The organism is Chryseobacterium sp. GW823-FHT05E08, assembly GCF_058795655.1.
In genome coordinates this window covers 909,251-920,934 of sequence record NZ_JBXAHY010000001.1, presented here as the reverse complement: position 1 = coordinate 920,934, position 11,684 = coordinate 909,251, and the positions used below count along the sequence as shown (strand labels likewise).

The 11,684-nt window shown below is 32.6% G+C and carries 10 protein-coding genes; 5 read left to right on the top strand and 5 right to left on the bottom strand.

The window, feature by feature from the left end:
- Positions 1-63 precede the first annotated feature (63 nt).
- Positions 64-1,287: a hypothetical protein gene (locus AC1Q7L_RS04270; RefSeq protein WP_492306539.1), complete on the top strand. Its 1,224-nt coding sequence runs from the start codon at positions 64-66 to the stop codon at positions 1,285-1,287.
- A gap of 101 nt (positions 1,288-1,388) precedes the next feature.
- A complete protein-coding gene (locus tag AC1Q7L_RS04265) occupies positions 1,389-2,552 on the top strand; it encodes a retropepsin-like aspartic protease (protein WP_492306538.1) in 1,164 nt (387 codons plus the stop codon).
- Between the two features lie 316 nt (positions 2,553-2,868).
- On the opposite strand, the gene AC1Q7L_RS04260 is transcribed toward AC1Q7L_RS04265, so the two are convergent.
- Positions 2,869-3,603, bottom strand: coding sequence for a DUF6261 family protein (locus tag AC1Q7L_RS04260; RefSeq protein ID WP_492306537.1), 735 nt, complete (start codon positions 3,601-3,603; stop codon positions 2,869-2,871).
- 346 nt (positions 3,604-3,949) lie between these two features.
- Positions 3,950-4,315 carry a helix-turn-helix domain-containing protein gene (locus AC1Q7L_RS04255; RefSeq protein ID WP_066758876.1) on the bottom strand — a complete coding sequence of 122 codons (366 nt, stop codon included), beginning with the start codon at positions 4,313-4,315 and terminating at the stop codon, positions 3,950-3,952.
- Between the two features lie 135 nt (positions 4,316-4,450).
- On the opposite strand from AC1Q7L_RS04255, the gene AC1Q7L_RS04250 reads away from it, so the two are divergent.
- The 3 genes from AC1Q7L_RS04250 to AC1Q7L_RS04240 are packed head-to-tail and all read left to right on the top strand — an operon-like array spanning position 4,451 to position 7,546.
- The gene (locus AC1Q7L_RS04250; RefSeq protein WP_492306536.1) at positions 4,451-5,791 is read left to right on the top strand and encodes a hypothetical protein; all 1,341 of its coding nucleotides are present in this window, start codon (positions 4,451-4,453) and stop codon (positions 5,789-5,791) included.
- Between the two features lie 19 nt (positions 5,792-5,810).
- Entirely contained in the window at positions 5,811-6,359 is a 549-nt protein-coding gene (locus AC1Q7L_RS04245) for a DUF6705 family protein (RefSeq protein ID WP_492306535.1), read from the top strand.
- 41 nt (positions 6,360-6,400) lie between these two features.
- Positions 6,401-7,546, top strand: coding sequence for a hypothetical protein (locus tag AC1Q7L_RS04240; protein WP_492306534.1), 1,146 nt, complete (start codon positions 6,401-6,403; stop codon positions 7,544-7,546).
- Positions 7,547-7,613: 67 nt separating this feature from the next.
- Here AC1Q7L_RS04240 and AC1Q7L_RS04235 read toward each other — a convergent pair whose 3' ends face one another.
- Genes AC1Q7L_RS04235 through AC1Q7L_RS04225 form a run of 3 tightly spaced genes read right to left on the bottom strand, consistent with a single transcriptional unit; the run spans position 7,614 to position 11,682 of the window.
- A complete protein-coding gene (locus AC1Q7L_RS04235) occupies positions 7,614-8,972 on the bottom strand; it encodes a M20/M25/M40 family metallo-hydrolase (RefSeq protein ID WP_492306533.1) in 1,359 nt (452 codons plus the stop codon).
- A 1-nt stretch (position 8,973) separates the two neighbouring features.
- Positions 8,974-10,380 carry a M28 family peptidase gene (locus AC1Q7L_RS04230; protein WP_410690264.1) on the bottom strand — a complete coding sequence of 469 codons (1,407 nt, stop codon included), beginning with the start codon at positions 10,378-10,380 and terminating at the stop codon, positions 8,974-8,976.
- A 57-nt stretch (positions 10,381-10,437) separates the two neighbouring features.
- On the bottom strand, positions 10,438-11,682 hold the full coding sequence (locus AC1Q7L_RS04225; protein ID WP_492306532.1) for a DUF1015 domain-containing protein: 1,245 nt from the start codon (positions 11,680-11,682) through the stop codon (positions 10,438-10,440).
- Between the last annotated feature and the right edge of the window lie 2 nt (positions 11,683-11,684).

Genomic DNA, 11,684 nt, shown 5'->3' with positions numbered 1-11,684 from the left:
CGGATTCCCGTAAGGTTCCGGAAATGTATCTTTATATATTTAAAAATTAAAAAATATTATAAAATGGATGTTAGAAAAAAATCTATTACTCAAGAAAATATAGGGATTAATGATAATGGTATTTTAGTATCAGACTTAATTCAATTATTAGATCAGAATGAACAAATCGTTATAGATTTACTAGAACAATTAAATGTTAAGGAAATTTTAGATGAATTTATTCCTATTAAAGGGGCAACGACTTTATTTAATGCTCAAAACAGCTTGAAAAAGCAAATTAAGAAAATTGATCTATTAAGTAAGTTAAATAATATTTCATTCTATAATGATGATAATGAATTTTGCTTTAATTTTAATGAGATTAATGATCCTAAAAACTTTCATAACATTCATAGCATTAATGCATATCCTATATATTCAGCACAAAGAGATTTTTTCTCGAAGTTATTTGGAATGGATAAGTATGCGAAAAATTTGATTGATCGAGGTTTTAAAAGTGTTGTTAATAAGAACCTTGAATTAATTAAAGAATTAAAGCAAACAGAAAATAGATATAGATTAATCAATGATTTGAATAATGATAAATACTATCTAAGAGCTATAGTTTCTAAAAATTCTTATTTTGATTATAACAATAGTATAGCAGTTGTTGTAGGATTATTAATTTTATTTGAAGAAATAAAAAATACCGGTACTGTATATTCTTTAAAATCATGTGAATATAATGAGTCATATATTAGAATGTTTTTTGATACATCAGAAACAAAAGAACTAGAGGGAATTGGTTTTGTAAGAAATATAATTGAAATTTCTAATGATGAAATTAAAAGAGAGTCGTTGAAGTTTTTAAGTATTTGTTCAATTAATTATGATGATGGAAATAACAATAAAGGTGAATTATTTATTAAACCAACGGATATAAAATCTAAGATTTTCTCAATTAAACACAATCAAAAACCAAAAACCGCTGTAGAAGTTCTTTCTGATATTGAAAATTACAAGGATATACATGAAGAATTATACAGAGAAATAGAAAATATAAAAGGTATTCAAAATACGGAACAAATTAAGTTTATCATTAAAAGAAAAATAGATAACGCAAAAAATGAGGATATAAAGAAATTTCAATCTACTATGTCAAATGAATTGACCTTAACCATAACAAATAATATTATGGACTTATTAAAATTATTTAATAAACTACAAGTTATTGCAAATGAAGATATTGAAGCAAGTGAATATTTAAGATTTTTATTTTATGATGCAGTTGTAAATAGAAAGAAATAGTAACTAACTTTTATTCGTTAATAATAGCCGTCCCCAAAAGGACGGTTTTTAATTTCCATCCAACAATAAAAATTTCCCTACTTTAGCCCAAAATAACTCCAATGCAAAAGATCCTCCAACTATTTTTAATATTCTTCACAATCCTCATTTCCGCGCAGGGCAAAAGATTCTTCGAAGACGGAGAGGTGCAATTAAAAAATCCAGTTGAGAAGATCAATCTAATTTATACAAGCGATTTACCTTTTGTAAAGGTCAATATCAATGGAAAAATCTACAATTTTCTGTTTGATTCCGGTGCGCCGACTGTGATTTCCAACGCGATCTACAGCGAACTGAATCTTGAGAAAAAGCACTCAAGCAAAGTAAAAGATTCGCAGAAAAATAAACAGGAACAGATCTTCACACAGTTACCGGAAATGACGGTTGACAATGTTGTTTTCAAAAACATCGGAGTTGTTGTTATGGACTTAAATGGTTCAGAGTTGGGCTGTTTCAAAATTGATGGAATTTTAGGAGCAAATCAGATGGCAAAATTATTTTGGAGAATCAATTATTCAGAAAGTTCGATTGAAACGACAAAAGATCTGGCAAATTTTGATCTGAAAGACTATGAAACGGTCATTCCATTTGATGCAAAGACGCAGAAAACTCCAACCGTTCTGGCAAAAATTTTAGATAAAAAAATTGAACTGACTTTCGATACAGGATTTACAGGAAGGTTGAAGATCTCGGACAGCAATTATAATTCAAAAAAGGTAAAACAAGCGGTTGAAACTTACGGGACAAATTCAGTTGGAGCTTTTGGAGCAGGGAAATCGGTTCCGGGATATATTTTCAGAACGGAGGAAATGACGCTGGGAAACCAAACTTTTCAGAATGAATTAGTAATGACCGGAAGTACAAGCCTGATCGGAAATGAATTCTTCAAAGACTTTATTTTCATCATGGACTGGAAAAACAACAAAATCTACATGAAACGCATCAAAAACAATCCTCCAAAACTGGAATCTTTCGGTTTCGGATATCGTTTTATAGATGCAAAACCTGTTGTGGTTTTTGTGTTTAAAGATAGTGGCTCGCCTGTTCAGATCGGTGATTCTATTTTAAGCATCAATACTATTGATCTCGATCATTTAAATAAAGAATCTGCCTGTAACTATATGATCAATAGAGTAGAAAAGGATTATAAAACCATTGAAGTCAAGGTAAAAAGAGATGGAAAAATCCTTGATTTTAAACTCGATAAAAATGAGTATTTGAAATAATTATAAAATAATATTAAACAAAAAACCGTCTTTTTAAAAAGGACGGTTTTTTTATGCAGAGATTGTTGTCCAATATCTGTCTATTTTCTTCTCATATTTCTCAGCAAAGAGCTTATAAATAGTAGGGAAAAACCTACGTAAGCAAGAAAAGCAGTTACATATACAAGCAAGCTGTTTAAATGGATTTTTGCCGTAAAAATGAACAGGCAAAAAAGGCCGAAGCCAATCAATAAGAAAATGCTTAATACCTGTACTTTGGTGGAATCTTCCCGTGTTCTGAATATCATTTCAAATAAATCTTTCATCATTATAATTTTTAAAGTTGTGTTTCTGTTTTGTTTGCGGTTCTTCTGGCAAGAACGGTTTTTGAGAAATAGTTTCTTCCGTTGTTCAGGATTGCCAGCAGATCGGTATAGAATGGGTCTTCCTTTACATTCGCCAATGTCACAATATAGTTGGCCATCTGCTTGTAATCGTGAGTTAAAACTTTTCTTAAAGCTTTAACATCAAAGTTCTGCTTCTGAAAATTTCCTGAAAACCGGGAAGAAAAGATCGTATTAAATGTAGCATTGGAATCCGATAAATGATTGGTGAATTTTACAATTCCCAATGAAGAAACAGCAGAGCTATATTCCGAAGAAAGGAGCTTTCCAACCAAAGTAGTAAGTCTGTTGGTTTCTTCCTCGTAAGAAGCGTGCTGTACATTTTTATATTGATTCAATAACAGTTTTATGGTAACGTAAGCATCTTTTTCGGTCTGTGTTTTAGCGTTTCTGTAAGGTCTTACGGCGTCTCTCAACGCTTGAAGATCTGCATCACGAACAGCGTCTGCGGCTGCAATTTTTGACGTTTCTTCACTTCCTCTTATCTGGTCTAAAGAACTGTTGTAGATCGGGATTTGTGTCTGAATAGCATCAAACATCTTCTTAAAATCAGGATCGGTATTGGCATCGAGAGAAGAGCTGTTGAAGTCTTCAAAAAAGCGTACGATAAACTGCCCGAATTCGGCATGATGGAGCTTCATAAGATCCACCGGGATTAATTTTTTCATCTTGTGTGTATTAATTGTGTTTTTCAAGGATTTCTGAAGCTATTTTTGTGCCAAAAACAGTGTTTCTATATTAATTATTAAGGATATAGACATAGAATAATATCTATAATTTAATGTTTGATGATAAATGGAGTGTAAAAGTTCATTTCTTCTTCCTAAAATACAGGTTTGCATTGTCGGAAGTTCCGACGATCTAAACCGAAACATATTCACGCTGTCGGAAACTCCGACGAAGAGAAATGAATTAAGTTTAACCCGTCGGAACTTCCGACGACAAGAAATAAAAAAGGTTTGCACTTTCGGAAACTCCGACAATGCAAACCTGTATTTTTGGGGTAATATAATCTTATTTTTTCAATAAACTTTCTATCAGCTTACTTTGAGCTTCCATCAGTTTGGCGATCTGCTCCTGATTTTTTAGAATAGCTTCTAGTAATTCTGGTGATTGCATATTTACGGTTCCACTTCCTGTATTTACAACACCATCATTCTTTTCTATATTACTAATATTCGTTATTTTATCATCATATAGATCATTTAAATTAACTTCTAATTCATCAGCAATCTTTTTTAAGAGCAAAGAATTGGGGATATTTTTATCAGATTCTATATTGGAAATCGTGGTCTGTGTAGTATCAAGACGTATTGCCAGATCCTCCTGAGACCAGTTTTTAGCTTCCCTGTATTGCTTTACCCTAGTACCTATACTCATTTTATAAGAATTTTTATCAAAAATATAAAAATTCTTATGATGTTGGGACAAATTTTATTTTAGTTTTGTCAAAAGTAATCACAGCGATGTGATTAAAGAATTTTTTATATATTTAACGAATTAAAAAACAAGTGAATGAAAAACAAATTTATTATCAGGTTACTCCTATTAGTAGCCGTCAGCATCTTGCTGTACTCCTGTGTTCATGATGAGATTTCTTCATCATCTGATCCTTCTTCTAAAGAATACCAATCTAAAAGTCTTTGGAAAGAAGATGAAATTTACATCAAGAATGTAATGCAAGTTTATAAAGAACACGAAGCAGAAATCCAAAAACTGTCTGGAACTCCACTTTGGGATTATGCCATGACCATGGGATATATGAATGAAAGTTTTCTGATTGTTCCCGTATCAGTTAATAATAAGATTGTTTCCTGCATACAAGTGCCGAGATATGGAGACGTAATCAGGTTTGTATATGATGATGATCCGGAAAAAATTAAATTCTTTCAAGCGTATACTACAGCAAAATATAGAAAAGCAATAAAGCAGGAGCTTCTTGATAATCAAAATGCAAAAGGAGGAAGAGAATGTAGCTTTACATCAATATCTGTATGGCTTCCTGATAGCCCATCAGATCCTGATGGGCCGGGTCATTGGCAAACAAATTATATGACAAATTGCCAAGGCTCAGACGGAGGTGGCGGCATGAATGATGGAGTTTGTTCAGGATATTATGATACTGCTGGAAATTGTGTTCCTTTGGGCCCCACTTATCCTTATCCGGGAGGGGGAAGTGGAAATCCTCAGCAAAATCAAACGCCTTGTGCGAAAACGAAAGCAATCGTAAATAATCCTAAATTAAAAACAAAAATAGATAGTCTAAAAATTTTTGCATTAACTGCGATAAAGGACGAAAAAGGATTTCAGCAGGATAAATCTGGAAATGTAAATCCTGCTCATGTAGATGGAGAGCATCATGTAGATTTCATAGTAGATCATAATTCTGTAGGTGGAATTCATAATCATACACTTACAGGTATTCATATGTTTTCTCCAAACGATATATTAGCTCTATTGGGGTTCGCAGGCGTACAAAACCAAACACTTCCTGTAGGAAGCACGGCTGATAATACAGGAGATGCATTTGTAGGAATGATTTCTCAATCTGGAACTTATTTTATTAACTTTAACGGAGGAGGTACAGCTTTGCCTCCAAATATGACAGAAGCTCAACAAACTGCTTATTTAATCAAAATGAATGATGCATATTTGAAGCTATATAATGACATAAGACGTTCAGAAGGAGTTTCCTTAGGAGATGCAATTTCTGATAGTGGTTTACAAAAATTGTTTTTTGGAATATTAAAAGAAATGAACTTGGATGGAAAAGTAAACCTTATCAAAGAAAATGGAGGAAATACTTCTACAATTGAACTAAAACCAGATGGTACGACTTTGCCTGTACCTTGTTAAACTTTTAAAAACAAATTATATGAAAAATATATTTTTATTATCACTTATTTTATTATTTCTTTCTTGTAATGCGCAACAAACAAGTTTAAATACCCCATATAATAGCATTACAAATGGCATGCATATTAAAGATACAAATAATGAATATAATAAATTTTTAGGTACATGGAAATCAAATTTCAACAATCAAGCTATATTCATATATATAGAAAAGCAATTGGATAGATCAATTAATTCAGGTAATAAAAACTATTACAGCGACGTACTTATGATAAGATATGAAGTTAAAAATAGTTCAAATCAAATAATTAAGAGTACAAAGAATTTTACTAATGATAATGTCAATATTATAAGTGAAGGAATGGATCCTAATAATCTAGCCATATTTTCTTACTCTGGGGGTGGATGCAATGTAGGATGGGGAAATATTGGCATACGATATGTAGATACAAGTCATATAAAATGGTCATATTATCCAAATTCTACACTGACAATAAATTGCCCAAATAGTGCAGATACAACAATTTATCTTCCTGAAACAAAAGATTTAGTATTTACTAAACAGTAAAACACAAAGCCTCTGCAAAGAGGCTTTTTAAATGATGAAATATGAAACAAATATTATTTTTTTTAGTTTTTTTATCTGCTTATTTTAATTCTCAGGTTATTAAAGATTCAATTTTAGGGAAGCCTAAATTTGTGAAAGAATCTGTGGTTTTTCTAAACGATTCTGGTCCTTTTACTTTTATGAAAGGAGATGATGAATATGGTCATGCAACAATTATGGCTCCTAAAAATTTGAGATCAAGAATGTCTGGAACATGGTTTGAAACAGATTTTTGTAGATATATAAACAATGAGACACATTATGCTAAAAACAGAAATATTACCAAAGAAACGTGGTATTATAAGTCTGGTGAAATTGTTGATGATTATGATTATACCTATGATATTTTGAATAGATTAATCACAGAAAAATCTAAGAATAAATATTCAGAAGATACTTCTCGTTATTTTTATGATAAAGATAGTAAAACGGCAAAATTTAAAGAATATTATTCTAAATGGGAAAATGAGCCTATGGAAAAATATGTGAATAATACTGAAACTTTTAAACCTTTGTTTGTTACAAAATTTGACACGATTACAAAGACAGATAGTATTTTTACGATTACCAATGATATTTGGAAAAAGGTAGATAAAGGCTATACTCAAGTTAAAGATTCAATTTATCATAAGAAATTAACTAGAGTGAAAGTTTACAATAATCAATACAAAATAATTGAAGATAAGTTTTTTAAGTATGAAAGTGATTTTCAAAACAGAACGGTTTATTTAGATAAGTTTCTTAAATATGAGTATGATAATTTTGGAAATATAATAAAGGAAACTAACTTTTCGGATGGAAATCTTTACTCTTACATTATTTCTGGAAGTGGAAAAATAATAAAAGAGGAAAAAAAGGATAATGCTGAAAAAACTTTTTATACAATTTACAGCTATACTAAAGATCAAAAATTAGAAAGAAGAACAATGTATTATAACAATAAAGTTTCAAATGATATAAGGTTTGAGTATAAAGATAATTATATAAGCAAAGTACTTTATTTAGATACATATAATAAAAAAGAACCTTCAGTTATCACCTTCAGGTATATCTTCGACAAACAAAAAAACTGGACAGAAGTTATCAAAAACGTAGACGGAAAAGATCTATACAAATGGATAAGAAAAATTGAATATTATGAAAAATAATAATTAATAATTTTCACAAAACAATAAAACAAAAAACCGCTGACCCAATCAGCGGTTTTCCTATATTTTACCAGTTCTTATCAATCATATAAATAATCTGCGTCATGGCGACGGCTCCTAAAAGTAACTCTCTTCGATTAACCTTTTCGAAAGTATCTTCTTCGGTATGATGAATATCAAAATACCTTTGAGAATCAGGAACCAGCTCCGCCGTTGGAACTCCCATATCATGAAGCGGATAGATATCTGTTCCTGAATATTTCCCTTCAAAATTATACACTCCGTAAGGGAAGAATAAAGCCGACCAGCCTTTGATCTGGTTTCTTTTGGCATCATCCATTTCAAGAGCAATTCCTCTTGGAGTAAAACCTCCGGCATCTGATTCTAATGCAAAAAGATGTTTTTCATTGTTTTCTTTTGCTGTTTTTCCATACTGAATTCCGCCTTTTACACCGTTTTCCTCGTTGGCAAAACAGACAACTCGTATTGTATGATTATTTTTAATTCCTAACTTTTTGAACGTTCTTAAAACCTCAATACTCTGTACAATTCCGGCTCCGTCGTCATGTGCGCCTTCTCCAACATCCCAAGAATCTAAATGTCCGCCTACAACGATGACACTTTTATCTTTGTTACCTGTGATCTCACCGATAACAGAGTGGGAGAGTTTCTCGCCTTTCATCCCGCAATTAGAATTGAGTTTTGCAGTGATCTTTTGAGATTTTAATAATGCTTCTAATTCATCTGCCGTTGTATTTCCAATAGCAACAGCCGGAATTTTATTGACTTTATCCTCGTAACGCATGGCTCCCGTGTGAGGAACATCATCAAAAGCAGAAGAAAGCGAACGGATAATCGCAAATTTACCACCTTTTTTAGCCGTTAATGAGGCGGCTGTTGTTCTATATTTTGCGGCATCACCATACCCTCTGAAAGTCTCAACAAAAGACTGACTGAAAGAGTAATTGAAGAAAATTATTTTGTCTTTTACTTTTTCGGCAGGAAGTTTTTCGTATTCTTCCATGGATTTAACCATGATAATTTCTCCCGAAATATCTTTTCCACCTGTACCTTCAGAATTTCCTAAAGAAAGCATTTTTAAGCCTTTCCATGTTCCGTTGGAGGTTTTGATCTGCAAAGATTCTTTTCCTCTTTCCCAAACCGGAATCATCACTTCCTGAAGCCAGACTTTATCAGCTCCGGCATCTTTAAGTTTCTGTTCAGCCCATTTTACGGACTTTTCGTAAGCTTCGGAACCGCTTAAACGGTGACCAATATTTTTAGTTAAATCTTTTAATTCTGTGTAACCTTTTCCGTTATTTAAAATCTCTGTTGAAATTTTACTGAATTGTATTGAATCTTCTTTAACCTGACCAAAAACCGTCAAGCTTAGAACTAATAATGATGTTCCTAATAGTTTTTTCATTTTACCAATTTTTATCGATCATAAAAATCATTTGCGTCATAGCCACTGCGCCCAAAAGAAGTTCTCTTTTGCTCACTTTATCATAAGTATCTTCAACCGAATGATGATAATCGAAATATCTTTGAGTGTCCACAACCATTTCAGCCAAAGGAATATCCAGTTTTTTCAAAGGAGAAATATCCTGAATGGCATCGGTTTGATCAAAATCATAAATACCGTACGGAAGAAAGTAGCTTTTCCAGTCAAATATCAATCTTCTTCTCTGAGGAGACATATCTAATGAAAAACCTCTCGGAGAATAGCCTCCTGCATCGGTTCCTAAAGCAAAAATATGTTTCTCGTCTCTCTTTTTAACGTAAGCTGCATACATGTCGCGACCCTGTCCGCCATTTTCACTATTCGCGTACAAAACAACTCTGATGGTATGATTATTTTCGATGCCAAGCGCTTTTAAAGTTCTTAAAACCTCAATACACTGAACGACTCCCGTGCCGTCATCATGAGCGCCTTCGGCGAAATCCCAAGAGTCTAGCTGAGCTCCCAAAACAATCACCTTAGAATCTTTTTTACCTTGAATTTCAGCAATGATATTTGGATTGGTCGTGTCGCCTTTTGATTCGGCAGACATGTTTAATTTGGCGGTTACTTTTTGTTTTTTTAATAATTTTTCAAGCTCATCTGCGGATCTTACTCCGATTGATAATGCGGGAATTTTTACTTTGTCCTCCGGTTCATAATACACCATTTTTGCATGCGGTGTATCGTCTGTTGCCGTTGTTAATGATCTTATAATTAAAGCTTTCGCTCCTGTTTTTGCAATGACAGAAGCAGATATTAATTTCGATTTTGCTGTAATTAAATAAGAATCACTTGTATTAATAATTTTCGGATCCATCGGAAGATTAACGAAAACTATTTTGTCTTTTAATTGTCCGATTGATAGAGCATTAAGCTCAGAAGTGGTATTAATTAAAACAATTTCAGCTGTAAGATCTTTTCCGCCTGTTCCTTCGGAATTTCCGAAAGAGAGCATTTTAATATTTTTCCAATCTCCATTGCTGGCTTTAATTTGTAAAGATTCCTTTCCACGTATCCAAACAGGAACTTTTACTTCCTGTCTCCAGATCATTTCTACACCAGCATCTTTAAACTTCTTTTCAGCCCATTCCACAGCTTTCATATAACCCGGAGTTGCACTGAAACGAGATCCAACGCCTTTGGTTAATTCACCAAGGTTTTCGTAGGCAGTACCGTTGGTCATGATTTCGTCTGAGATCTTTTTAAACTCATCATGATAGTTCATCTTGGTGACGATTCCTTTTTTTACCGGCTTTTTTTGAGGTTTTTTCTGAGAAAATAAAAATCCACTCAAAAAGAGTGGAAGTATGATAATGAATATTTTTTTCATTTTTTTATTTACCTTATTCTTTTCCGTGCATAAAAGTAGGAAAAAAATAAGAATATTTTATTGTTTCATGTCGTACATTAGCAACGCTGTAACCAATTTAGGCTCAATGAATGTACATTTTGGAGGCATGCTTAATTTCAGATCAGAAATTTTGATCATATCATTAAAACTCACAGGGAAAATTCCGAATCCGACTCTTCCTTCTCCGCCGTCTATTTTTTCTTTTAAAAGATTGATTCCTTCAAGATTAGAAGTTCCTTTTACATAAGAAATTTTATCTGAACTGTCCGGATCGTCAATTTTTAAAATGTCTTTAAAGATATATTTATCAATAAGATGGTGGTCCAGATTATCCAGAGACATCTCCTGAGAACGAAGCTCATGCTTTACGTGAAGAGAGTAGAATTTACCATCCAAATACATAGAAATGTGGAATTTTTGAGAAGGATAATATGCCGTACCTTCTTTCTCATGAATCAGAAAATATTTTTCTAATTGCTTTAAAAAATCCGCAGTTTCTAAATTATTTAAATCAGTCACAATTCTATTATAATCATGAATTTTAATAGACTGGTTGGAAACTATAAAACTATACACAAAGTTATAAGCCTCAGTACCGTTGTGCCTTTTGTTCTTGTCCTTATGATATTTTGCATTCAATGCAGTAGAACCAATTCTGTGGTGTCCGTCTGCAATATAAAATGCATCGATCTGATCAATAACTTCCTTGAACTGTTGTAATTTCAATCGGTTATCAATTCTCCATATTTTATGTCTTATTCCTTTTGTATCAACATGATTGAAGATTGGAACATTTTTTTCCTCATGATTCATCAATAATTCAATCTTTGAATTGGAAGGGTAGGTCAACAATACAGGTTCTGCCTGCAAGTTTACTTTTTCAAGGTAATGTGCCAGTTTTTCCTTTTTCTGAGGAATGGTACTTTCGTGCCTTTTGATCTTTCCGCTCCAGAAATCTTCGATACTTGCCAAACCCAGCAAACCTCTGAAAATCTGTTTACTCGGATAGATCTGCTCATAAAGATAATACGCCGAACTGTCCTGGACGAGTTTTTTCTCTTCCACTAATTCTTCAAAAGTAGAACGGATCTTCCTTAAATTTCGGTCAATATCTTTGGATTTACTTACAACATATGGCTTAATCATATTGATGTAAGTATTTTCAACTTGAGCTTTCTCCGCGATCTCTTCCTGAGTAAAATTATCAAGAGGATGCGTAGGGAAAGTACTCTCAAAGTCTTTGTGAGGTCTTATTCCGCGAAAAGGTTTAAAAATAGGCATAT

Coding starts and splice junctions, on each gene's coding strand:
- AC1Q7L_RS04245 (WP_492306535.1), top strand. CDS start 5,811: ATGAAAAATATATTTTTATTATCACTTATTTTATTATTTCTTTCTTGT.
- AC1Q7L_RS04240 (WP_492306534.1), top strand. CDS start 6,401: ATGAAACAAATATTATTTTTTTTAGTTTTTTTATCTGCTTATTTTAAT.
- AC1Q7L_RS04235 (WP_492306533.1), bottom strand. CDS start 8,972: ATGAAAAAACTATTAGGAACATCATTATTAGTTCTAAGCTTGACGGTT.
- AC1Q7L_RS04250 (WP_492306536.1), top strand. CDS start 4,451: ATGAAAAACAAATTTATTATCAGGTTACTCCTATTAGTAGCCGTCAGC.
- AC1Q7L_RS04230 (WP_410690264.1), bottom strand. CDS start 10,380: ATGAAAAAAATATTCATTATCATACTTCCACTCTTTTTGAGTGGATTT.
- AC1Q7L_RS04270 (WP_492306539.1), top strand. CDS start 64: ATGGATGTTAGAAAAAAATCTATTACTCAAGAAAATATAGGGATTAAT.
- AC1Q7L_RS04265 (WP_492306538.1), top strand. CDS start 1,389: ATGCAAAAGATCCTCCAACTATTTTTAATATTCTTCACAATCCTCATT.
- AC1Q7L_RS04260 (WP_492306537.1), bottom strand. CDS start 3,603: ATGAAAAAATTAATCCCGGTGGATCTTATGAAGCTCCATCATGCCGAA.
- AC1Q7L_RS04255 (WP_066758876.1), bottom strand. CDS start 4,315: ATGAGTATAGGTACTAGGGTAAAGCAATACAGGGAAGCTAAAAACTGG.
- AC1Q7L_RS04225 (WP_492306532.1), bottom strand. CDS start 11,682: ATGCCTATTTTTAAACCTTTTCGCGGAATAAGACCTCACAAAGACTTT.